This is a genomic window from Promicromonospora vindobonensis, from assembly GCF_042685865.1.
GTDB classification, from domain to species: Bacteria; Actinomycetota; Actinomycetes; order Actinomycetales; family Cellulomonadaceae; genus Promicromonospora; species Promicromonospora vindobonensis.
In genome coordinates, this window is record NZ_JBHUOG010000001.1 from 2,314,936 (window position 1) to 2,338,295 (window position 23,360).

At 68.8% G+C, this 23,360-nt stretch carries 21 protein-coding genes; 7 read left to right on the forward strand and 14 right to left on the reverse strand.

Translation table 11 applies throughout. The features are described 5' to 3' along the window. Window positions 1-148: 148 nt before the first annotated feature. Window positions 149-1,450, forward strand: coding sequence for an MFS transporter (locus ACFS27_RS10485; protein ID WP_377182639.1), 1,302 nt, complete (start codon window positions 149-151; stop codon window positions 1,448-1,450). Between the two features lie 105 nt (window positions 1,451-1,555). Continuing rightward, window positions 1,556-1,960 (forward strand): hypothetical protein, encoded by a 405-nt coding sequence (locus ACFS27_RS10490; RefSeq protein WP_377182641.1) that lies wholly within the window; start codon window positions 1,556-1,558, stop codon window positions 1,958-1,960. On the opposite strand, the gene ACFS27_RS10495 is transcribed toward ACFS27_RS10490, so the two are convergent. Further along, entirely contained in the window at window positions 1,944-2,765 is an 822-nt protein-coding gene (locus ACFS27_RS10495; protein WP_377182642.1) for a hypothetical protein, read from the reverse strand. The genes ACFS27_RS10490 and ACFS27_RS10495 overlap by 17 nt on opposite strands. Before the next feature lie 96 nt (window positions 2,766-2,861). Here ACFS27_RS10495 and ACFS27_RS10500 point away from each other — a divergent pair, with 96 nt between their 5' ends. Next, a complete protein-coding gene (locus ACFS27_RS10500) occupies window positions 2,862-6,149 on the forward strand; it encodes a DEAD/DEAH box helicase (RefSeq protein WP_377182644.1) in 3,288 nt (1,095 codons plus the stop codon). Here ACFS27_RS10500 and ACFS27_RS10505 read toward each other — a convergent pair. After that, window positions 6,146-6,514 (reverse strand): MmcQ/YjbR family DNA-binding protein, encoded by a 369-nt coding sequence (locus ACFS27_RS10505; protein ID WP_377182646.1) that lies wholly within the window; start codon window positions 6,512-6,514, stop codon window positions 6,146-6,148. The two genes, ACFS27_RS10500 and ACFS27_RS10505, sit on opposite strands and share 4 nt — an antisense overlap. A gap of 76 nt (window positions 6,515-6,590) precedes the next feature. On the opposite strand from ACFS27_RS10505, the gene ACFS27_RS10510 reads away from it, so the two are divergent. After that, window positions 6,591-7,409, forward strand: a complete 819-nt coding sequence (locus tag ACFS27_RS10510; protein ID WP_377182648.1) for a hypothetical protein — start codon at window positions 6,591-6,593, stop codon at window positions 7,407-7,409. 32 nt (window positions 7,410-7,441) lie between these two features. Here ACFS27_RS10510 and ACFS27_RS10515 read toward each other — a convergent pair whose 3' ends face one another. Further along, window positions 7,442-7,777 (reverse strand): hypothetical protein, encoded by a 336-nt coding sequence (locus tag ACFS27_RS10515; protein ID WP_377182650.1) that lies wholly within the window; start codon window positions 7,775-7,777, stop codon window positions 7,442-7,444. 105 nt (window positions 7,778-7,882) lie between these two features. Beyond that, window positions 7,883-8,278 (reverse strand): DoxX family protein, encoded by a 396-nt coding sequence (locus ACFS27_RS10520; RefSeq protein ID WP_377182652.1) that lies wholly within the window; start codon window positions 8,276-8,278, stop codon window positions 7,883-7,885. Window positions 8,279-8,391: 113 nt separating this feature from the next. Between ACFS27_RS10520 and ACFS27_RS10525 the strand changes: the two genes are divergently transcribed. After that, entirely contained in the window at window positions 8,392-9,282 is an 891-nt protein-coding gene (locus ACFS27_RS10525) for an HNH endonuclease (RefSeq protein ID WP_377182654.1), read from the forward strand. A gap of 8 nt (window positions 9,283-9,290) precedes the next feature. Here ACFS27_RS10525 and ACFS27_RS10530 read toward each other — a convergent pair whose 3' ends face one another. Next, the gene (locus tag ACFS27_RS10530; RefSeq protein ID WP_377182656.1) at window positions 9,291-11,633 is read right to left on the reverse strand and encodes a hypothetical protein; all 2,343 of its coding nucleotides are present in this window, start codon (window positions 11,631-11,633) and stop codon (window positions 9,291-9,293) included. A 1,113-nt stretch (window positions 11,634-12,746) separates the two neighbouring features. Further along, complete coding sequence (locus ACFS27_RS10535) at window positions 12,747-13,424, reverse strand: hypothetical protein (RefSeq protein WP_377182658.1); 678 nt, start codon at window positions 13,422-13,424, stop codon at window positions 12,747-12,749. 239 nt (window positions 13,425-13,663) lie between these two features. Here ACFS27_RS10535 and ACFS27_RS10540 point away from each other — a divergent pair, with 239 nt between their 5' ends. Beyond that, on the forward strand, window positions 13,664-13,849 hold the full coding sequence (locus ACFS27_RS10540; RefSeq protein WP_377182660.1) for a hypothetical protein: 186 nt from the start codon (window positions 13,664-13,666) through the stop codon (window positions 13,847-13,849). Next, window positions 13,846-14,376 (forward strand): PDDEXK nuclease domain-containing protein, encoded by a 531-nt coding sequence (locus tag ACFS27_RS10545; RefSeq protein ID WP_377182662.1) that lies wholly within the window; start codon window positions 13,846-13,848, stop codon window positions 14,374-14,376. Before ACFS27_RS10540 ends, ACFS27_RS10545 begins: the two co-directional genes overlap by 4 nt. A 2-nt stretch (window positions 14,377-14,378) precedes the next feature. On the opposite strand, the gene ACFS27_RS10550 is transcribed toward ACFS27_RS10545, so the two are convergent. From ACFS27_RS10550 to ACFS27_RS10585, 8 genes are all read right to left on the reverse strand, one after another. After that, the gene (locus ACFS27_RS10550) at window positions 14,379-15,041 is read right to left on the reverse strand and encodes a hypothetical protein (RefSeq protein ID WP_377182664.1); all 663 of its coding nucleotides are present in this window, start codon (window positions 15,039-15,041) and stop codon (window positions 14,379-14,381) included. Between the two features lie 263 nt (window positions 15,042-15,304). Continuing rightward, window positions 15,305-15,901, reverse strand: a complete 597-nt coding sequence (locus ACFS27_RS10555) for a DUF6318 family protein (protein WP_377183683.1) — start codon at window positions 15,899-15,901, stop codon at window positions 15,305-15,307. 111 nt (window positions 15,902-16,012) lie between these two features. Continuing rightward, window positions 16,013-20,713 (reverse strand): LysM peptidoglycan-binding domain-containing protein, encoded by a 4,701-nt coding sequence (locus tag ACFS27_RS10560; protein ID WP_377182666.1) that lies wholly within the window; start codon window positions 20,711-20,713, stop codon window positions 16,013-16,015. After that, window positions 20,713-21,195, reverse strand: a complete 483-nt coding sequence (locus tag ACFS27_RS10565; RefSeq protein WP_377182668.1) for a pilus assembly protein TadG-related protein — start codon at window positions 21,193-21,195, stop codon at window positions 20,713-20,715. Before ACFS27_RS10565 ends, ACFS27_RS10560 begins: the two co-directional genes overlap by 1 nt. Beyond that, window positions 21,192-21,677 (reverse strand): TadE/TadG family type IV pilus assembly protein, encoded by a 486-nt coding sequence (locus ACFS27_RS10570; RefSeq protein ID WP_377182670.1) that lies wholly within the window; start codon window positions 21,675-21,677, stop codon window positions 21,192-21,194. Before ACFS27_RS10570 ends, ACFS27_RS10565 begins: the two co-directional genes overlap by 4 nt. Further along, on the reverse strand, window positions 21,674-22,051 hold the full coding sequence (locus ACFS27_RS10575; RefSeq protein WP_377182672.1) for a TadE/TadG family type IV pilus assembly protein: 378 nt from the start codon (window positions 22,049-22,051) through the stop codon (window positions 21,674-21,676). Before ACFS27_RS10575 ends, ACFS27_RS10570 begins: the two co-directional genes overlap by 4 nt. A 3-nt stretch (window positions 22,052-22,054) precedes the next feature. Then, the gene (locus tag ACFS27_RS10580; protein ID WP_377182674.1) at window positions 22,055-22,354 is read right to left on the reverse strand and encodes a hypothetical protein; all 300 of its coding nucleotides are present in this window, start codon (window positions 22,352-22,354) and stop codon (window positions 22,055-22,057) included. A gap of 85 nt (window positions 22,355-22,439) precedes the next feature. Beyond that, the gene (locus ACFS27_RS10585; RefSeq protein ID WP_377182676.1) at window positions 22,440-23,360 is read right to left on the reverse strand and encodes a hypothetical protein; all 921 of its coding nucleotides are present in this window, start codon (window positions 23,358-23,360) and stop codon (window positions 22,440-22,442) included.

Genomic DNA, 23,360 nt, shown 5'->3' on the forward strand with positions numbered 1-23,360 from the left:
CGAAGATACCCATCGGCTGCGACTCGGACCATGGATACCTCTCCCCATGCGGCGGTGCCCGGCCGCCGCGCCCTGGCGATGCACGCAGTGCCCGACCCGTGCCGTCGTCGGCCGTCGCCCCGCTGGGCGGGACAACTACTGTGAGCAAGTGACCGTCGTTGCCGAACTACGCGCGCTGCTGCGCCTACCCGGGTTCCGCAAGCTGTTCGCGGTGCGCCTGGTGTCCCAGGGCGGCGATGGCATGTTCCAGGTCGGACTCGCCAACCTCCTGTTCTTCAGCCCGGAGTCGCAAGGGTCGGCGGCGGCGATCGCGGGCGCGTTCGCGATCATGCTGGCGCCGTTCACCATCGTCGGACCGTTCGCCGGGGTGTTCCTGGACCGCTGGCAGCGGCGTCAGGTGCTGGTGTTCGGCAACGCGGTGCGCGTGCTGATCACCGGCACCATGGCCGTCCTCATGCTCACGCAGGGGGTCACGCCGGCGATCTACGTGCTGGGGCTCGCCGCGCTCAGCGTCAACCGATTCCTGCTGGCGGGCCTCTCGGCCGGCCTCCCACGCGTGGTCCAGGGCGACCTGCTGCTCACGGCGAACGCGCTCACGCCGACGCTCGGCGCGGGCGCGGCGTTCCTCGGCGGAGGGCTAAGCTTCCTGCTCGGCTTCGCGCTGCCGGCCGGCCGCATCCAGGACGCGACGGCCCTGGCCTGCGCCTGCGTCGTCATGGGGTGCGCATCACTGCTCGGACTCCGGATGTCGCGCACGCTGCTGGGCCCGGTGCGGCCCGCCGTCGGATCGATCAGGAACGAGGTAGTGGTCGTGGCCCGCGGCCTGGCCGACGGAGCCCGCTACCTGGCCGCGCGCCGAACCCCCGGCCAGGCCCTGATGGTGATGGCGTTCCACCGCTTCCTGTACGGGGTGGTGTTCATCGCGTCGATCCTGATGTCGCGCAATCTCCTGGTCGAACCGGGCGACCGCACGGCCGGTCTCGCTACCTTCGCCACGGTGATCGGCGCGACCGGCGTGGGTGGCGGGCTCGCGATCGTGCTCACCGCCGTGCTGGCCCGGCGGATGGCCCCGCAGACCTGGATCGCCGTGATGCTGCTGGTGGCCGGTGTGTCACAGCTGATCCTCGTGCCCGAGCCCGGTTTCGTCAGCGTGGTCACGGCCGCCGCACTGCTGGGGCTCGCCGCGCAGGGCGCGAAGATCGCCGTCGACACGATCGTGCAGCGCGACTCCGAGGACGCCTACCGCGGCCGCGCGTTCGCCTTCTACGACGTCCTCTACAACGCGGCTTTTGTGGGCGCCGCCGCCCTCGCGGCCTTCCTCGTGCCCGACGCCGGATGGTCCCCCGGCCTCTTCGTCGCCCTCTCCGTCGGGTACCTGGCGGCGGCAGTTCTGTTCGGTGTGCGGGCCACACGCACCGCGGCGCTGGCGAGGCAAACCCCGAGCGGGTGAATTTGTGGATGAGGTACGGCTCCTGGAGCCGATCATGTCTGATTTGCCTGTAGAACGGTGCAAGGATTGAGGCAACTTACCTACAGGGACTGGAGGTATCCGCTCATGTCCGACGCACCCGCCGTCACCCCGACACCCACTTGGGGTGAGGTGTTCCCCTGGTTCCGCGAGGTCATGGCCGAAGACGACGCCTGGTACGTCGGTCAGGTCGACAGCAAGACCGACGTCGGTACCGCCCGCCTTGCCGAGGCCGCAGTCACGCGGCTCAAGTCGCTGCCCGTCGGTCGGCTCTTTCCCGCAGTGCGGCGGGTCGAACGCCTCGACGAGCTCGGCTGGCCCAAGCACAGGCTTCTCAACGCTCTGCACCGCGGCGGCTGCTTCACCGGGGACGACCTGTCCTACATGGTGATCGCCGAGATGCTCTCGTGGGAATCGGTCGGCCCGATCATCGTGAAGCAGATTCTCGAGGTCGTCGCGCTCGAGGAGATCCGGGTCAGCTCCGCGCGGTAAGGCTGCTGGACCCGGCATCGGTCGGGCGGGCCGCCGCCAGCCGTCGGCCCGCGACCACCGCTAACGGAACGGCCGCCAGCGTGACCAGTCCCTGCACGATCTGGACCGCCCCGTACGCACCGCCGAGGGCACCGATCGCACCGCTCGCCGACGCGATCCCCAGCACCCCGACCACGGCGGCCAGCAGTGCACCGATGCGCCGCGCGGTGGGCGCGGCCCAGCCGCACAGCGCCGCCGCCGCGACGACAAGCAGGCTCAGCACCATGTTCAGCAGCAGCGACCAGATCATCCCGGGCGGCGGCCCACCGTAGGGCAGGATCGCGACCAGCGGTAGCAGCACGTTTGTCCACAGGGTGTGGATAGTCGCTCCGACCAGGGCGACTATCAGGCCGGCACGGCGCGCCGTCGTGGGATTGCGCAGGAGCCGGGCGAGCAGCACACCCGCCAGGGCCACCATCAGTACGAGGATCCCGGCGAGGGTGCCGAGGATCAGCTCGGGCCGGGCACCGTTCATGAGCTCCACCGCAGCCGTGCCGAGCTGGAGGAGCAGGTGCAGGCCGATGACCACCACCGCGCCGGTCACGACGCGTCTGCCCCGGACCGCCGCGGATCCGACCGCGAGCACGACGGTCCCGGCCATCGCCGCGTTCTCGATCACGAAGATGGCGTTGTTCACGGTGAAGCCGAAGTCGAGCTCGTTGCCGGGGATGAGCAGGCGTAGCGGAACGCCCATCCACAGGGCGACCACAAGAACGAGGACGCTGAGCGCGGCGGGCCGGCGCCCGGCGTCGGACAGGGTATGCATGCGGATACTCTCCCAGAGGCCACCAACACCGTGGGGTTGAAGGCACGCTGTGGATAACTCCGCGGACCGGTCGTCCGGGCGTGGAACCATGGAGGGGTGCCCCCGTCCATTCCCGCCCCGCGAACCCACCCCGCGGAGATCAAGCTTCTGGTGGGCAGTGGCGCCTTCCAGCGCGGCGAGGACTACCAGCAGCAGGGCCGGGTCATCTCGTGGGAGTGGCTGCCCGACGACCTCCTCCTGATCTCGTGGGTGCGCGGCAGCGGCCGCAGTACCTACTCGTGCTCCATCGAGTTCAAGGCCAACCCACCGGGTCCGCCCGTCGTCGTCGGCACGGACTGCACCTGCCCGGTCCGGTCCGCCTGCAAGCACGTGGCCGCGACACTCCTGGAGTCCGGGTCGGACGGGCTGGCCTCGATGGTCCGTCCAGCGTCGTCGCTGAAGCGCGCACCGCAGGTCCCGGAGTGGAAGGCGGCGGTGCAGCAGCTCGTGCCGGCGACACCGGTCGCGCCGCCACCCGCGCACCCGGCGGCGGCCGATGCACAACCGGTGCTGGCCCTGCAGTTCCGGGTCGACGGCACACCCTCCGCCAGCACGCTGTCCCTGTCGGTCCGGCCGGTCCAGCGCAACGAGCGCGGCTCGTGGGTGGGCGGCACCGCGTCGTGGAACTACATCCGCAACGGATTCCTCCGCGGCATCGATCCGAGCGTCCGGGAGTGGTTCACCACGCTGGACGCGTTGCGAGCCACCAGCCCGCGCGGGTACGGCTACGTGAGCGCCGGCGACTGGATCGGCCTGGACGACGTGCTCCCCCGCCCGTTCTGGCGCCATCTCGCCGACGCCGCCGACCTCGGTATCGAGCTGGTCGGCAAGTCCAAGCGGGAGTCGCTACGCCTGGCCGGCGAGGCGTCCATCGCCCTGGACCTCTCCCTGCCCGACGGCGGCGCGCGCCTCGAGCGGACCGTCGCCTTCGACGGCGCCGTCAGCCTGGCGACCTCCGTCGGGGCACTCGGGCACCATGGCCTGTTCGCGATCGAGGAGTCGTCCTCTGGTCGCACCATCACCCTGGGCCCGACGGCGGCGCCGCTGACCGACCAGGAGCGCGCGGCGGTCCACCTGGCCGACGTCGCGATCCCTGCCGACGCGGTCGACGAGTTCCTTGCGGACTACCTGCCGCTGCTCCGCCGGGAGGTGCAGGTGCGCGCCGACCCCGGCGTCGAGCTGCCGGAGCTGCCCCGGCCGGAGCTCGTGGCCACGGTCAAGGCGGTCTCCCCAGCGGAGATCAGTGTGGCGTGGCGGTGGGCGTACCCGCCGTCGGGCAAGGAGTATCCGCTGACCACGGCCATGGAGGCGGGCGCGGACCTGCGCGACCTCGCGGCTGAGGCGACGACCCTCGGCAATGCCGTCGCCGCCGTTCGCGACGTGCCGGGCTTCGGCCATTTCCGGGTGGCACCCGAGGTGTTCCGCGGGCTCCAGGCGATGGACTTCGCCACCACCGTGCTGCCGGTGCTCAGGGAGCTGCCAGACGTTCGCGTCGAGAGCGACAAGCTGCCCGAGTACCAGGGGCTCGAGGCCACGCCGGTGGTCAGCATGCGCGCGGACGACAGCACCGATCTGGACTGGTTCGACCTGGGCGTCCTGGTCACGGTCAACGGGCGGGAGATCCCGTTCGGGCCGCTGTTCGACGCGCTCGCCCGGGGCAAGAAGCGGTTCATGCTGACCGACGGCACCTGGCTGCGCACCGATCTGCCCGTGTTCGCGCAGCTACGGGCCCTGATCGACGAGGCTCAGCGGCTCTCGGACCAGCCCGGCAAGCTGCGGATCAGCCGGTTCAACGCCGGCCTGTGGGCGGAGCTGGAGCAGGTCGCCGACGTCGTCGAACAGTCCGACAGGTGGCGGCGCTCGGTGAGCGACCTGGTCGCGCTGACCGCCGACGGCGTCGACGGGCCGGAGGCGGTGCCGCCGCCCGTGGGGCTGAAGGCCGAACTGCGGCCGTACCAGCAGCACGGCTTCGAGTGGCTCACCTTCCTGTGGCGGCACGGGCTGGGCGGCATCCTCGCCGACGACATGGGGCTCGGCAAGACCGTCCAGACTCTCGCCTTCGTCGCGCAGGCGAGGCAGGAGCTGCCCGACGACGAGCGCCGGCCGTTCCTCGTGGTCGCTCCCGCATCCGTGGTGAGCAACTGGGCCGCTGAGGCGGCCAAGTTCACGCCTGACCTGAACGTCGCGGCGCTGTCGACCACCGCCGCGAAGGCCCGGACGACCGTCAAGGGAGTGGCCGCGGGGGCCGACATCGTCGTGACCTCCTACGCGATCTTCCGCCTGGACTTCGACGCGTTCGCCGCCGTCGAGTGGGGTGGCCTGATCCTGGACGAGGCACAGTTCGCGAAGAACCACCAGACGCGGGCCAACGAGTCGGCCCGTCGCCTGAAGGCGCCGTTCAAGCTGGCGATCACGGGCACGCCCATGGAGAACAACCTCATGGAGCTGTGGGCGATGCTCGCGATCGTGGCTCCGGGGCTGTACGGGTCGCCGACCAAGTTCCGCGAGGACTACGTCAAGCCGGTATCGGGTGAGGGCGACTCGACGCCGCTGCTGGCCCGGCTTCGCCGTCGGATCCGGCCGTTGCTGCTGCGTCGCACGAAGGAACAGGTGGCGCCCGAGCTGCCCGAGCGGCAGGAGCAGGTGCTCCGGGTGACCCTGGACGCGAGGCACCGCCGGATCTACGACACCCACCTGCAGCGGGAACGGTCGCGCCTGCTGGGGCTGCTCGAGAGCTTCGACGAGAACCGGGTGGCGGTCTTCCGCGCCCTGACGACCCTGCGCCGCATGGCGCTGGACGCCTCACTGGTGGACCCGGAGTACGACGGGGTGCCGTCCGCGAAGTTGAGCCTGCTCGCTGAGCATCTCCCGGAGGTCGCGGCGGAGGGACACCGTGCGCTCGTGTTCTCCCAGTTCACGTCGTTCCTGACGAAGGCGGCCGAGGTGTGCTCCTCGCTGGGCATTCCCTATGAGTACCTCGACGGGTCCACCCGGAAGCGCGCCGAGGTGATCAACCGGTTCAAGGACGGCACGGCGCCCGTGTTCCTGATCAGCCTCAAGGCCGGCGGGTTCGGCCTGAACCTGACCGAGGCGGACTACGTCTACCTGCTCGACCCGTGGTGGAACCCGGCGACGGAGGCTCAGGCGATCGACCGGACGCACCGGATCGGCCAGACGCGGAACGTGAACGTGTTCCGGATGGTCTCGGAGAACACCATCGAGGACAAGGTGATGGCGCTCAAGGAGCGCAAGGCACGCCTCTTTGACGCCGTGCTGAGCGATGACGCGGGAGCGTTTGCCGGGGCGCTGGGGGCGGAAGACATTCGGGGGCTGCTGGAGGGTTAGTCGTTGGTCGAGGTCCGCTGCTCGAGCTCGGCCACCAGCCGCTTAGGGGCGACCTGGCGATACGCCTCCTCGATGATGGCGGCGATCTCGTCCCAGTCGACGTCGACGTCGAGCCGCACGCCCAGCCAACCGCGCACCCCGACGTACGGCGGGCGGTAGAAGCGGTCCGGCTCCTTCTCGATCGCTTCTTCCTGGGCGCCGGGTGCGGCCGCGCACCAGATCGCGAGCGGGCCGCCGTGCGCGTGATCGGAGAAGTTCACGAAGGTCTTCTTCACGAACCACGTGGGCGAGCCGTGGCTCAGCGTCTCGGTCACCTCGGGTAGCGCGAGGCAGATCTCGCGCACTCGGTTGAGCGGCTCGGTCACTGGTGGACCCTCCCGTTGTTCGGCCTTGTCCGGTGCTGCTCCACCCCATCATCCTCTGACCGGTACGTTTACCCCCGTGGCCGACCTGATCAGTGCAATCGCCAGCCTCTTGTGGCCCCTGCTCGTCATCGTCGTGCTGCTGGTGTTCGGGCGGCAGCTCCTGTCGAAGCTGAGAAACTCCGACGACGTGACGCTCGAGATCGGCGGTCAGCGCCTCAACTTCAAGCAGGCGACGGACCAGCAGTCGGACATGATCACCGACCTGCAGCGTGAGGTGGCGTCGCTGAAGGCTCGCCTGACAAACGTCGAGGTGGTCGGGGGTGCGAGTCTTCGCGAGCGGGCTATCGACGTGCCGCCTTACGAGTACTCCGAGGGTGGGGTCAACAACGGCTCGACGGGCCCCTTCCCGACGCCGGACGAGGCGGTGCCGGAGGATGCCGAACTTGAGGGTGAGCGGGTGCCCGAGTCGACACCTTGGGGCGGGGCGGGCCCCGACGGGCGTCAGTACACGGGCCGGCCGACGGCGCATTCGATCCTCTGGGTCGACGATCACCCCGAGAACAACGCGATGCTTGCGGAGTCCTGGCGGCGCGAGGGGGTCCACATCGAGATCGCACGCTCGACGAGCGAGGCGTTGAGGCTCCTCGACGGCGGGGCATACGGCCTGATCATCTCGGATATGGGCCGTTACGAGTCAGGCGTCGAGGTGCCCGACGCCGGGCTCCGCCTGCTGGCAAAGGTCCGTGCGAGCAACCCGGCTACGCCGTTCGTGCTCTACGGGAACGTCGGGCCGTTCGCAGAGGACGCGCGAGCAGCCGGCGCGACGCAGCTGACCGACTCGACGTTCGAGCTGGTGGAATTCGCTGCCAGCCTGGGACTGCTCGACGGGGCGTGACGACGTCCGGCGGTCGGTGACCACGCCAGGCTTCAATCGAACACACGGAACAGCCCACCGATACCGCGGAAGATCGCGCCGCCAACCCTGCCGATGGCGTGAAGCAGCTCCAGGACGTCGAGCAGGCTGCCGATCTTGTCCCGCGCGCCTGGAGTGGTCGCTGCGAGCAGACCCCAGGTGACAAGCGCCGAGACACCACCGAAGACTGCGAAGGTGCCTGCGGCCGACCAGGAATCATCGCGCGCAAACACCATGACGACGCCGATCACCGCGCAAGCCAGGCAGAAGATCGCGAGAATTCCGAAGGGGATGGCGAGGATCCCCGCAAGGATGCGGACGGCGCGGAGGAGCCAGCGGAAGAACGGCATGGGAGAAGGATGGTGGACGACGACCATCTACCCAAGACGGTTCGTCTGGTCGACGTTGTCCGCCTTACCTTGGGAGCCCTTCGCCGGTCGCGCTGGTCGCGACCTCTACCGACGCGTCGTGGCCCACGCCCACGCGACAAGAATGGGCTGGCCCAGGAGTCGCAGCGCGCGCTTGCGGTCCGTGTCCAAGCCGAACGCGTCCCGGTGCTCCACAAGCTGTGCGATGTTCCCGGGAAAGACCGCGACGAAGAACGCTGCGACGAGCGCACCGAGCCGTCGTCGGGCCGGCTGCTTCCACGTGGCGACCAGAGCGGCGCCAAGCCCGATCTCGACAACCCCCGATCCGACCACAACCTTGTCGGGATCGAGAGGAACCCAGATGGGGACCTGGGCCTGGAACTCCTCGCGGGCCTTGGTGAGGTGGCCGATACCTGCGGCAAGAAGGACGGCGCCCAGGGCTACCTGGCCGATGCCGCGGACGGTGCTGCTCGTGGTCGCCATGGGTCCATCTTGCCTGCGGATGGCGTGACCTTCCTGGTCACCGGGTCAGCACGGCACACAACTCACCCCGCTCCGGGGTATCCCTGTCCAGGTCCGTCTGCTGAAGTGTCCTCATGGAATCCGCGGTAGAACACGCTCTGCGTACCCAGATCATCGCGTGGGTGCAGGAGCGCGCCGAAGCCAACGGAGGCTTCCTCAGACGTCTCGAGCTTCTCGATTTTTGGATCAACGATCAAAAGCTTCCAATTATCGACTACTCCCGCGGGATTCGTAATCCAGCATCCTTTGAGTCGACCTTATCGATCGTGAGCGCAACGAACGGGCCATACGACGACACCGAGTCGGAGGACGGCCTGCTCCACTATGCCTATCGAGACGGCGACCCGTGGTCCGGGGACAACCGGAAGCTACGTAACGCGATGACGACCGGTGCGCCTCTCATTTTGTTCCGCAAGGAGGTACCAAACATTTACACACCGGTGTCCCCGGTGTACGTCGTCGACGACCGTCCCGAGGAACGCACCTTCATCATCGCTCTGGATGAGTCGTTCAATTTCATTCCGGATATTACGCACATGCCGGAGCCGCAACGCGACTACGCGCGCCGTCTGGCGAAGCAGCGGTTGCATCAGCCGGCGTTCCGCACACGTGTCCTTGTCGCATACGAGGTCCGCTGCGCCGTATGCGAGCTCAAACATGGCTCCTTGCTCGACGCAGCACACATCATTCCGGACTCAGACGAGCGCGGCGTTCCGACGGTGAACAACGGCCTCGCACTCTGCAAGATCCATCACGCGGCTTACGACCAGAACATGCTCGGTGTGACGCCTGACTTCGAGGTCCGCATTGCCCACAAACTGCTCGAGGAGGTTGATGGGCCGATGCTCAAGCACGGACTGCAGGAAATGCATGGCCGTCACCTCCAGCTTCCGAATCGTCGAGCTGACCATCCGAGCCCAGAGCTCCTCGCCTGGCGGTACGAGCGATTCGGAGTTCACGCGTGAACCACGGTTCACCGCACAAAATAGATCGCCCTGACCTTCACGCTCTTGGTGCTCTTCGCAACGAACCGCACCTTGGCAGCCTTGACCTTGCCTGACGACGTCGTCAGGGTCTTCACCGCGGTGCCGCTCTTCGAGGCATACGCGTTGACGGTTCCCAGGTACTCCGAACCGGCGTACACCTTCATGGCACCGTAGCCGGGTCCGGTCTGCACCTTGACCCGCACCGAGCGGACAGCGACGATGCCCTTCGTCGACGCACCGAATCGGCTCGTGACGGTCGCCCCGAAGTTGCCGGTGTCGGCGGCCGTCATGTATCGATCGCCGGTCATGAATGGCGCATTGACACATTTCCATGAAGACCAAGAACCTATGTTGCCGACCTGATCCTTGGCGCGAACACGCCTGCACAACTGGTCGCCTGGGTCCAGACCAATTCGCGCGCTCGTCCCGGGGACCTCGTCCCAGAGGTACCGGCTAGGCACAGACGGCAATCGGGTTCGGCCCCCGGCATACCGCTCCTCAAATTGGTAGGCCGCCACACCCTGGTCGTCCGACGCGCCAAAGCTGAATCTGGGCTTCCACCTGATCTCATCTGCGGTGATCGGAGCGAGCCACCGCGTTGACATGGTCGCCTTAGTAACCTTCGGTGCCATTCCATCCACGTAGGTGCAGCGCGACGAGGTCCAGCCGGAGACGTTGCCCGCCGCATCCCGAGCGCGCATCGAGAAGCACACCCGGTACGACTTCCCGGTGCCCACGGTGAATGAACGCGCGGTGATCCCCGTACCCGATCGCGGATAGACCCACGAGCCGATCTGCGTGCCGCCCTTGTCCTTGTGGTAGCGGACGTCGTACGTGGCGACCTTGCCGTTGTCCCGCGCCGAGTACTTGAACGTCACGGGCGTCGCGGTCTCCGTGGCCTTGACTCGTGCGGGCAGCGCTGTCGTGGTCACGGTCGGTCGGGCACCGTCGATCGCCACGCACTGCTCGGAACCCCAGGCGCCCTGGTTGCCCGCTCTGTCCACCGCCCGAGCCGACCAGCAGCTCGTCGACCCTGCGGGATGGGTGCCCGTTGTCGACGAAGCCGCAATGACGTAGTTGCCGAACGTGCTTTGCCCGGCTAGTTTCTGCCGGAACCGGAGCTCGCCACTCGCCACGCCAGAAGCTTTGTACGGGTAGTTTCCCGCATCCGTCGCCAACATGGATGCCGAGTAGCTGCGACTCGCGAGCACCGACTCGTCCGAGCTCCACATCCCGGAGACGTTCGCAGTTGCCGAGGGCGCCGTCGTATCGACGATCTCGGTAGCAAGCTCCGACGACCATGGGCTCAGGTCCGCCGTGCGAACATCACCGACAGCGTCGACGAATGCAACGGCGGTCGCCCTGTCATCCAGGTCGAACGACGTCGTGGGGCCGAGCGTCCCGCTGCCCCCAGCAGGGCTGCCGCTCAGCGCGGGCACTACGGTCAGGTCGCCGGACGTCGCCGACCTGCCGAGTGCAAAGGCTTCTCCCGTCAGGAACCCGCGCTCCAGCGAGCCCGCAGGCACGAACCTCGTGTAGACGCCCCCGATGTCGACGGCCCCGATGTCTCCGTCCGGCCCGCAGGATGCGAGCACCAGTCGCGAGCCGGCCCCGGAAAGAGCCGCATCGCGCCAGATCTCCTGGGGGCAGGCGGTCTGGTTGGCGATAGGACGGGCCGTCGGGATGTCGAAGACCCGAATGCCCGAGCCGCTCATGGCCACGACATCGTCTCCGACGACGACGATTCCGCCTTCACCGGTCCCTACGCCCTGGGCGGGAAGTGGCAAGTCTTGGGCGGACGCCACCGGCTGTACGGCGACTTGAAGGCGCGCGTTGAAGTATCCGATGTACTGGGCGCCGCGCCCGAGGCTCGTCCCGGTCGGCACCGCGCGACTTCCGCCGCCATCTCGGGTCCAGGCGAGAATTTCATTCTCGCCCTGCCGCAGGTGCACGACGTCGCTCTCCGCTGCGACCAGCTCGCCCGCCAGCTCGGTCCCGCCCCAGCTCGAGGACCACTCTCCACCGGAACGCTCGCGCCACCAGACCTGTGATCCGCTGTCCCCGGCTGTCTGCACGAAGACCGTCGAGGCGGTGAGGGCCACGGCCTGCGCTGCGCCGGGTAGTTCGGCAGCAGTGGCGAGGGACGTGGACGCCACCTCGGTGGGCGGCCCCGTCGTTGTCTGAATCAGGCCGGCTTCCACTTGACGGGCCGCTGCCTCGCTGACCGGGATCATGCCGGCAGCCAGGAGCGTCGTTGCTGCCAGGAATGCCGTCCATCCTGTGATGCCTCGCCCGAAGAGCTGGCACGCGCCAGCCTCGTGAGAACCCATGAGTTGCCCTCCACTATCGCCGCGCGCAGAGGTCGCGGGTGCGGCACCAGGAGGACTTTATCGGCGGCGAGACAAATTGCTCAGGGGGTTCGGCGTTGTTGATCGGGTGAACTTGCGCTGCTTGGGTGCATCCGCCCCGTCGCAGTGGAGGGCGTCACTGTACGAGCATCTGGAGCTCGCCAATGCGAATCTGAGTGCTATTGCCCGGCGTCGGAACGTCAATCTGGCCGGACTGGTCACCGCCCTGCCATTCGACGGACCAGTACGCCGTGCCTGTCAGAGTCAGGTTGCCCGGGCTGCTATTCAGGTCTGCCCCGAATCCACAGGTGGGCGACGGCTCAGCACTGTTGCGGCCGTCGTAGGGCGTGCCTGCCGCGTTGGCTCCCTCGCATACAATGGCGCCGATTGTGGTTCCATTTGCGGCTGTAAGCGTCCACTCGACGCGGTCGAGCGTGCCCGTGGCGCTGACAGTCAGAGAACCACTACTGGCCGAGCGGGTGATCGGACCGACGGTGTTCTCCGCACGGTCAGCGATCCACAGCCAGATCGGTAGACCTATCGCCCCAACTGCATTTGGACTGCTGCTAGACGCTGGCGGGGTAGAGCCGACCCGACCTGTGGACAACTGCATCGAGGCGACGGCGCGACGAGCCAGTTCCTCAGCGGAGGGGCCCGGAGGCGCAGGAGCATTCGGAGACCAATAAAAGGAATGCCCGGGGCAATTGGTTAAATCGCCTCCCGACTGTGTACAAGCGTATGGCGTGCACTCGAGAATGTAGCCGTCTTCGTGACCCTCCCAAGCACCGCTACCCGGCTCAGGCTGAGGGCTCGCAGTACGCACATAGCACCGCCCGTCCCAAGCCCCAAATTCGCTGCTGCATGGAATTGTTTGAGCACCGTGGCGGCATTCGCGAGGAGTTTCCGGGGTGCCGCCGCCATCTCCACCACCCCCGCCGCCTCCGCCTCCGCCCTCTTCTTCGCATGGGAGCGTGAAGGTTCCGTCGGGATTGACTATCGGATCACAGTTTTCGTCGGCGGCCGCAACTGGTCCAAAGAGCACCGTGGAGAGAGCTAAAGCCCCAATGATCGCAAGCATCGCCCGTGCCGTTCGCATCAGCATGCCTGCTCTGGATGTGGAACCTGCTCATTTACCGTCCAGACACTTCCTGGGCCTTGGTGGCGCATCAGGTAGTCGAATTTATAGCGGGTGGGGGCCCCTTCATCTCGCGCAAGAGCAGTTCCATCGGATGAGAAGTTGCTCACCCGCGTAAAGTCGACACATGCTCGCAGATTTACCGATTCAAACCCGGCGTCGTCCGGCACGTACCCAGTAACCTCAAGCCCATCAACCATCGCTGCACCTGTGGTGTATTGGCCCTCTTCCTCAAGACCGGCGTATACCCCGCTGATCGATGACCAAATCCGCGGGTTCCCATAGAACTGATCCAAAGTGGTATCCCAGTCCCGGTATCCACCGTTCGCGACGACTGCTGTCGTCTCGTAGTACTCAACGAGCCGCGCCTTCGCATCAGCAACGTTCTTCGCCTTGATCTGCGCCGGCGTGGTCGGCTCGGGTGAAGCCGTCGGAGTCGGGGACGGCAAAGCCGTAGGGCTCTCAGAGGGGGACGCCGAAACCGAAGGCGACGACGAGCCCGGCCCGGGCATCGCGCCTTGGACCGTCTCCGGCTCGAACGCTCCCGAGCGCACGACCGCGAACCCGGCTAACGCAATGACTGCGACTCCGATGAGGACGACGATGGTGCGGGTGGGCGTGATGGCGGACGAGACCATCCGGCGACTCCCTCAACTTCGGGCAGAACTCAGTGAACACGGCCGTAAGCAAGGGTGCGCTACATCCGTCTCCCCAGCAAGGTGTCTCTGTGATAATTCACAACATCTAACCAAGACAGGACAACGAAGGTCCACGAGCGGACCATGGATTGGCCTCGTCGCGCGATCTCTTATGCGGCTTCGTTGCGTATACGCAACTCGGGTCGCGAATGCTGCGATCCCTCTACAGGCTTGCTTCCATGAGCGCTTCCACCACACCTGAGACCGAGCCTGCGCCCGAGGGCTACGGCGAGTTCATTGCAGACCTGATGGCTCGCGTTCGAGCCACCCAGCGCACCCTGGAGAAGGCGTTTCCAGACGCCGTAGTGCTCTGGCCCGGCGTGGAGGAACTGACCGAGGACGAGATCGCGAGGATCGAATCATGAGCTTCTTCCAGCGCACCGAAGACTTCCGACCAGAGGGATTCGAGGACGTCGTCGGCGAGCTCGTCGACTCGATCCGGCGCTCGTTCACCGGCGTCGTGGTGGACCACCTTGAGGATCTGCTCGCCGTACCGACTCGCCATATGTGCCTGGTCGACCGGCATCTAAGCCTCGCCGAAGGCGACCGCGACTACACCATCGACCTGTTGCTCTTCCACGTCACCCAGATGCGCTACGTCGCCATCCAGGTCCAGGCCGGCCGTTTCGATCCCGCCCTTGTCGCCCGCACCCGCTACACCCTCGACCTTGTAAATGACCTGGTACGCGTTCCTGAGGTTCAGGCACCCACGGTCGGCGTTCTGCTCTGCACCGACGCCGCAGCAGACCAGCAGCCTGGACCAGTCGCCATCACGCTCTACGACGGCGTCCCACCCGCCGAGCAGTCAGAGCTCCCGCTCTCGCTCGAACTCACTGCCCTGATCGACCGTTGCCTCGACACCAGCGGCGGCCAGCCCCCGGCGTCTCGATAGGGTCAGCCGCCGTACAGGTCTTCGACCAGCCGCGCCCTCGCTTCGAGGATCTCCAGGCTGCCGGACGACGACACCGTGGTTCCCTCTCCCGCCACGTCGTACCAGGCCGGCTCACCGGCCAACCGGAACTGGCCGCGCCATGTCGTGGTGAGCGAGATCGTCGCCGCACCCTGCTTCACGTAGGCGTGGGCGATGGTGTGCGCCGGGTAGGGCGCACCGGGGTCGGTGGTGACCAAGGGTGCTGATCCGTCGCCGAAGTCCCACGAGTAACTGCTCGGGAGGGCTCTAATCTGTACGGGTATGCCGAACAAGTTTGTATTCATTGTGCGCGGTGCAGTGTCCGTGAACGCGATGGTGTCGACATTGACCAGAGTCCAGCCGTCCGGCGGCTGCACGTTCACCTCCGACGGCGCGATCTCCATCTCCTGGAACGCACGCGCGGCGGCCGCCGGGATATCGATCTGCTGTCGCTGTTCGGCCAGGCAGGACTCCTCCTCGACCATGGCTGCGTCCGACCACCCGTCCGAGCCCCGACGCTGCTCGAACAAAGCCCCGACCGCCTGCTCGTTCTCCTCGCACTCGATCCCGGCGTAGGCGAGCTGGTAGCCCTCGTCACAGGACTCGGCGAACCCTGTAGCGCCGTTGAGGTTGCTCAGCAAACACATTGCGGGAGTGACCCGCCATTGGCGCACTGGTGGTGGGGAGGCATCTGAACCACCGTTTGCCGATGAATCCACTGCTGGAGCAGATGACCCAGTGCCGGGGAGTTGCGCCTCGATGGTGACCGACGATTCCAGGGCCTGTCCGGCCACACCCCACTCATGCGGAGGATCCACAGATGCAGCAGTAGCAGGCGTCGCAGCAAGTACCAGTTGCATGAGCACCATTGCGACGACCGGAGGTACCGGCCCTAGCCGTATGAATGTGGTCATTGGTCGCTGCCAGGGTCCGGAGCTACCTCGACAATTACCCACGCTCCGTCGTGACGTCCCACCTCAACACGGGCCTCGAATTCGGTCGTGGAGACGTGGTCGATCTGGTTCCGCTTCTCATCTCGAATCCATATCTCAGCTTGAGATGTCATGAAGTCGAAGGGAGTGACTCCGGTTAATTCGTCTCGCTGGTAGGTCTTCGCAAGCACCGCGTCTGTGAGCCCACCCTCAAAGCTTCCACGGGTCTTTTGGAGCCAGGCCGCATTCTCGAGCGTTCCCCTGCAGTAGTCGCACGCCCGGTGCGACATCGCCTCGAACTCCTCGGTGTCCCCCGTCGCCATCACATACGGGTACAGCTCGATGAAGTACTCCGCCGCCGCAGCCGCACCCTTCGCGTCCTTCCGCTTCATCGCGTCCGGCCGCTCCGGCTTGACCGGACCAGACGAGGACGGGCTCGCGGACGGTGACGCCGACGCCCGTTCACCGCTCGGGGACGCGTCCGCATCCGCCTCCGGCGTCGACCCGGTACAAGCAGACAAGGCCAGGCCTGCCGCCACGACCAACCCCGCCATGCGTATCGCCGCGTTACCCATCCGCGTCCCCTTGCCGCTCACGCCACGCCGTTGCGTATCCGCAACAGCCGAGAATGACGCTAGCCGGGCCTACCCGATCCGGAAAGTGGGCCCTGTGGAAAACCCTGTGGATCAGCCCCGCGGCGTCCGGCCGGCGTCCGCCCCGCGACGCCGGTCCTGCTCGTCGACCTGAGCCAGCAGCTCCTCGGTGTCAGGCTCGGGCTCCATGGCGAGCTGCTCCAGGTGGTCGCGCAGGCGATCCACCAGCCGGCCCACCGCGTCGCGCCGCCCGGACGCGATCTCCGCGCGGATCCCGTTGCGCCACGAGCGCTCGTCCACCGGGTCGGCAAGCCGCCCCACCTGCGACGCATGCCGAGCCATCGCCACGTCTCCGGCGAGCAGGGCGCGGCGCGCCACCTCGTGGGACACGTCCACCACGCCCGACGAGATCGTGTGCATCAGCTGCTCGGCCCACACGTACTTGCGCAGCGGCACGCCCTCGAACGGCCGACCCCGCACCAGGTCGAGCGCGGCCAGCAGGTCCGGTGTCGGCGTCTGTGTGAGGTCCGAACCGACCAGGTCGCAGAACGTGTGCCAGTCCGTCCTCACGCCACGCAGTCGGTACCCGGCGGACTCGAGGTCGGCCTGGCCGCCGTCGTCCGCAGACCAGTAGCGCGGCAGGTACTCGTGGCCTCCTGGGTCCGTGCCCAGCCAGCGGCGCGCCCGCGAGACCGCGGACCGCCGGGTGGCGAGATTCGGTTCGCGGGACGGCCACAGCGCCTTCGAGATGTCCGACCCGCGCGAACCAGGGTTGAACGCAAGGAACGCGATGAGCTCGGTCGCCTGCCGTTGGTGCGTCGACGGCAGCTCCACGCCCGTCGTACCGGCGAGCTCCACACTCCCGAGCACGCGCACGACCGGCTTCACCGTCTCGTCGGGCTCGGCCGGCGAACCGGTCTTGACCGGCTCGACCAACGACTCCGCCTCGACGGGCTCGGCCCGCGGGACAGGCACCACCGGCGTGCCCAGCGGCGGCGTCGCCACGCTCACCGCGGCGGTCGCCCACGGCGCGAAGCTCTCGGGTCGCCCGCCCGACGTCGTCGGGGCCCCGCCCGCGACCGCTGTGCCGTAACCGGGCGCCGGTGCCGGCCCCGATCCCTCACCGACCACGACGTCCGAATCCGCGGCACCGGCGCGGACTACGTCCATGGGGATCTCCTCCAGCGTCGGTTCGGTGCGGTCGATCGAACGGCTCCAGCTGGGGCCGGGTGCGGTCTCGGGGTCGGCCAACAAGGCCAAGGCTTGTGCGTAGGTGGCGGCGTCGAGCTGCTGCGGGCGCACCGCTATGTAGGCGGGCATGAGGATGCCGCGGGTGGTGTCGCCGTTCGTGAGCTCGCCGGTGAGGTCGAGCACCCACTCGCCGACCTCCGCGCTGGAGGTCACTGCCGCGATCCCCACGCCCGGCACCCGTTCGACCAGGCCCTCGAGCTTGGCGCGCTCGACCAGGCCGAGCCGCTCTCCCACGAGCAGGATCTCGGGCGTCCAGGCATCCGTCGCCAGGCCACGACCGCGCGCGTCGGCGACGGAGGCGGCACCCACCTGGGCGAGCGTGCGGTCGACGTCGGCCGCGCGGGCCTCCAGCTCACGGATGATCCCCGCCAGGCTGGAGACGTGCCGCACCCGGCCGGTGTCGACGACGCCCGGCAGCTCACCGAGCGTGCCGACCACGGTTACCTGCAGGTCGTCGGCCCAGAGGCTTGTCGCCAGCTCGATCGCGAGCGCCGCGAGCGTCGCCTGTGCGGCGGCGTCGGTGCCCCGGATGTCGAGGCACGCCAGGTTCTCGAGGTCGAGCATGAGGTGCGTGTCCTCGTCGTCGTGGCCGACGGTGACGAGAGCCGGGTAGGGCGCCTCGCCGTCGGCCTCGAGAGGGGTCTCGACGGGATCGTCCGCCGAGCCGACCGCTGATCCGGCCCGGACCGCTGCGTCGACGTCCCCTGCCGCGAGCTGCCAGACGAACCGGTCGGTGGTGCTGGCCCAGGGGGCTGGGAGGTCGGCAGCGTGCTCGAGGTAGAGCTCGACGAACTCGCCGCTCTTGAGCCGCGCGACCCGCACGCCCGGCAACGGGAGGCCCCGTTCGCGGTGCCACTGGGCGAGGCTGCGCAGCGCGCGGTCGACCTGCTCGCGTCCGAAGGGGTCCTCGACGGTGCGCAGGTCGCGCTCGAGCGCACCTGCCGGAGTCTCAGGTCCTGGCACGACGACGGTCTGGCCGGGCTCACGACCCTTGCGCACCTGCCGCCGCTTCACGGCGACGAGTGCGATCAGCCCTGCCGCGAGCAGCCCGCCGACGCCGGCCGCCGTGCGGATCCCCACCGCTTCGTCGACGTCGTCGACGACCTCCGAGACGACGTCGGTCGCCGTGTCCAGCAGCGATGCACCGCCGCCGGCTGCCGTGGCGGCCGGGGCGGCTGCCCCGGCGTTCGCCGTGTCCGTGGGTCCCGCCGTGGTGACACCCGCCACGTCGACGGGCGCGAGTGCCTCCTTTGGTGCCGCAGCCTTCGCGGGCGCCGCGGCCTCGACGGAAGCCGCGGCTTCCGTCGGCGCGAACGTCTCCACGGCGACCTCGGAACCGCTGTCCTCAGCGACCGGATCGTCGCCGGCGAGCTCGCCGGGCAGCACTTCTTCGGTCACCGAGCCGCCGACCGGCGCCGGTGCGGCCGGAGCTTGCTTCTCGGTCAGGCCCTCCGCACGGTTCTCAGCGGGTGCCTCACGGTCCGGCGTCGGATCGCTGCCCCAGGTCGTGCCGCTGCCGGACGACGTCTCGTCCCCGGTGGGCTCGTCCGGCCCGTCCTGCGGCAGGAGCTCGTCGGCGATCAGGCCTTCCCCGGGAATCGAGTCGCCCGGCGCGCGCCCCTGCGGAGCCGACTCGTCCGGCTCCAGGTTGGGATCGTTCCGGAGGTCCTCAGGGGTGACCTCGTCGTACTGCGGCGTTGGCGTGTCCCGTGGGGCTGGCGGAGCCTCGGGAACGAGGTTCCCCTCCGCGGTCTTCTCGGGGGCCGGCTCCTTGGTCCCTGGCCCGCCGATTCCGGCGGTGCCGGTCCCGGCGTCGGCGGGATCTGGCTTGTCGGAACCGTCCTGCCCAGAGCGGTCCTGCCCAGCACCCTGTCCTGCGCCGTCCTGGTCGGCGGCGGGCTCCTTGGGTCCTGCCTTCTGGCCAACGCGGTTCGGCTGCGGGGCGGCCGGGGCCTCCGCCGCAGGCTGCTCGGCGCTGGGCCGGTCGGCGGACGGCGTGTCCTGCTCCACGACGTCGTTCCCCGCGCCGCCCGGTTCCTTGATGTCTTCCGGCTCGACCTCGACGGCGCCCTCCGGCGTGACCTCGGTGGACGGCGCGGCCTGCTCCGGCTCGTCGCCCTGCTCGGACCGATCCGACTCGCCGGACAGTCCGGCGGCCCCGCTCGCTGACTCAGCGGAGTCAGGCTTCTCGTCGCCGGAACCCTCCTGCTTCGACTCCGGGGATGCCGCCGACTCGTCGGCCGCCCCACCCGTCGCCTCGTCGGACGCCGCCTCATCGGAGGCCCCCTCCTCAGCAGACGTGTCCGCAGACTTGTCCCCACCCTGCGAACGCTGCGCGGCGTCATCGGCGCGCCCACCATCGGTTCTTGCGCCCGACGTCGACTCCGCTGCACCAGGGACCGTCACCGTCCAGCCCGGAAGGATCAGGTCGGGATCGGTGAGCCGCGCCCCGCCCGGCTGCTCCGTGTCCCGCGACGCCTCGAAGACCTCGGGGTACTTGGCCCCGTCGCCGAGCTCGTCCTCTGCGATGCCCCACAGGGTGTCCCCGGACTCGACGAGGACCTCGGCGGCGTTCGGGGCAGCACCACGGTTGCGCACGTCGACCGTGCCCTCCGAACCTCCCGGGTCGTCCGAACCCGAGCCCTCCGAGTCCGAACCGCTCGAACCTGCACCGCCCGCATCGGACCCAGCGCCGGCCGCACTCTTCGACGGAGCGATCCCAACGGGGTCGTCCTCACCGTCGTCGGCCCGGCCGGTCGACGTCGGCGACACCCCGGCATCCACCGCCGTGCCAGACGCTTCGGCAGGCAGCAGAAGGATCCAGCCCGGCTCGATCCAGTTCCCGGCGTCGAGCGCGCTGCCGTCGGCCTGCGGCACGCCGTAGTTGAGGTCGGCGATCTGCTTGAACCGGGCTCCGTCGCCAAGGGTCTGCTCGGCGATCCGCCACAGCGAGTCGCCCGGCTGCACGGTGTACGTGGCCGACGGAGCCTCGTCCGCCGTGGTGCGCTCCCCCGCTTTTTCGGCGGCACCGGCCGGCGTACCGGCGCCCGGCAGGACCGGCGCGGACACGACGGTTCCGGTGGCACCCGTCTCGAGCGGTGTGGTCGCGGCCATCGCCGGGGCCACTGACGGTGCAGCGACGAGCATCGTGATCACCGCGCCGACCAGCACAGACGCGGCGCGCTGCTGCGCCCCGAGCCCACGCACGTGCGGCGAACGACGGCCGCGCAGCGCTGCGACGACCTCGATCACGACGGCGATCGCGAACGTGAGCCACGCGATCCAGCCGACGATCTTGACCAGCCCGATCAGCGCCGAGCCCGTCACGTCCGGCGTGGTCAGGATGGAGATGATCCGGTCGAGGCTCACCGGGCCCGTCCACACCGGCCCGCCGAGCAGCCACAGGCCGACCGGGATCCCGACGACCAGCGCGATCAGCAGCAGCGCCGCACCCAGGCCTCTCACCACACGTGCGCCCGTGCCTCGCTGCGGTTCGCCGGGCCCGCCCGACACCGCACGGCCCTGGACTGTCGAGGTGCTCATCAGGATTCCTCCTGTCCTATCCCGCGGACCGCTCGCGCCTCGGCGTCGGCCGAGACGCTGAGCGAGCTGATTCCGATCAACGTCAGGAACGTGGTCTCGTAGGTGACCTGGGTACCCACGTTGACGGTGGCACCGTTGACTGCGGTCACGCCGCCCTGCACCCCGAGCGCGCCGAGGGTGTCGGCGGCAGCCTGGGTCGCGCGCGCTGGGTCCACCTCTGGCGGCAGGCCCAGCTGGGCGCGATCGATCCGGATCTGTTGCGCGGCAGCCCGCGCCGCCTGGTCAGCGGCGTACTCGGCCTCGTCCTCTGCGTGCAGCCGCCCGCCGCCGTCGACCACCAGGCCGATCGCGATGATGAGCGCAGGCACCATGCCCGCCGCGAGGATGTTGACCTCGCCCCGTTCCCGCATCGTCCGAGAACCCGACGGCGATCCCGCCGTCCGCACGCGCCGCACCCACATCCGCCCAACCCCCCTGGTCATGACCGTCCCCGGTACGCGTCCAGGACCGACGTCCCGGTAGCGCTGATGGTTCGCGAGCCGGGCGCGCCCGGCAGGCCGAGATCGCGCAGCGGCACCACACACTCCACCTGCACGGTGATGGTCCCGACCGTCCCGAGCGGCAACCCGAAGGCGTCGGTCGCCGGCACGACCGACGTCGACGCGCACCGCACCCCGGAGTTCTCGAGGGTCGAGGTGGCCGTCGACGTCGCCTGCGCGCCGGCCACGTCGGCCGTCCGGCTGATCGACGCCGCCCGCGCGGCCTCGTTCGCCGCCGACTGCACGACGCCCTCCGCCAGGACCAGCCGGCCCGCCATCACGAGCAGCAGCCCGATGAGCAGCAGCATCGGAAAGACCACGGCGGTGTTGATGGCGACGTTGCCGCCCTCGGACCGGGCGTGCCCCTGCTGCCTGGCCGGTGCCGGTTCCGGCAGCGGGATCGGCTTTCGATGGCCGCTGCTCATTGCCCGGTCCCCGAGGTGAACCGCTCCACCGGCCCGGTGGCCGACTGCTCGACCCGCAGCCCCCGGAATCCCGGCACGATCGAGGGCGCCAGCCCCGTCACGGTCGCGGTAGCCATCTCTTCCCCACGTGTCACCGCCACGTCGACCGTCGCGAAGGCGTCGCCCCCGCGGTCGAGGCGCGCTGCCGCTTCGGCATATCCCGAGTCGACGGTGCCGCCCTCGACGCGCGCGGCCTGGACGGCCCCGTTGGCCACGGACTGAGCCGTGTTCTGCGCGTGGAAGTAGAGCATGCCTTGCACCATCGCGAAGATGAGCATCAGAACGATCGGGTATGTCAGTACGGTCTGAAGAGAGGCGGCACCGCGTTCGTCCATGCTCTATCCACCGCCACCGAGCTGTGCCATGTAGCGGTCGACCAGACCCTTGATCGCGGCACCGAGCGCGATGGCGATGCCGAGGCCCACGACGGACAGCACGACCACCTCGATGGACTCGAGGCCGGCCTCGTCGGGCTCGCCCGAGCGGCTCGCGGCCAGCCGACGGCGGAGCTCGGCCGAACGCTCGGCGAAGCGGGTGTTCAGGGCGTCGACGCGACCACGCGCCGCGGCCGCGCGCATCGACGCCCGTGCGGCGACGCGCGACGTCGCCGACCGGCCCTGGCTCAGGTGCTGGTTCATGTTGACTCCTGGGGTGCTGTCGACTTCAACAAATGGGTAAGAACCGGCTCGTGTGACACGACGGCGCCACGGGGGACGACCAGGTTCAGGGGGCAGTCTGAAACATTGTGACCCCGATCGGAAAAATGAGCATCAAAAAGTACACGAAAACGGTCATCGTTCCCGGCACAGTCATGCGGACCGTCGCATCGTGGGCAAGCTGTTGTTCGACGTCCAGCTGCGCGTCCCGCATCGCCGCCGCCTTGGACTGCAGCTGGTCGTGGATCGCCGAGCCCTGCGTGCCTGCGAGCTCCACGATGGAGGCGACCTCGCCGAGCGCGTCCACCTGGACCTCCTCGCCGAGCTCGCGCAGCGCCACCCACGGCGCCTGACCCTCCCAGCGGCTCCGTTCGAGCGCCGCGGCGATCCGCCGGAACGGCCACGACCCGGCGACCTGCGCCGCTGCGAACGTGGCCTGCGTGGCGCCGGCGCCGGAGATGCGCTCGATCGCGAGCAGCTCGAGGTACGTCGACACCGCCCTGGCGAACTCCTGCCGGGCGCGCTTCGCCTTGCTCCGGGCGTCGAGGTCGGGCAGGAACCAGGCCCCGAGCGCGAACACGAGCGCCGCCCCCAGCGGCACCGACACCGGCATGCCGAGGTTCAGGAGCCCCACGCACAGCCCGAGGAACGGCACCGCGACCAGCGCGATCACGGTCCCGAGGGCCTTCTCGCCGTAGTGGTCGGTCGCGGTCTTGCCGATCAGGTCGAGATCCGCGTGGGTGGGGCCGCCACGACCCAGCACCGAGATGGGCAGCCTGCGCTGCGCCCACGCCCCGAACACCTGGGTGTACCGCTGCGTGGCGGTGAGCTCACCGCCCTCGGACACCGTGATGGGCTCGACCCTGTCGTCGCCGCTCAGGCGGTCCAGCGCGGACTGGAGGCGCGGCGTCGACGGCAGCAGCTCCCGCACCACCAGGAACAGGCCGAGGCCCGCGACCAGACCGCCTCCCACTGCCCATGGCCACAT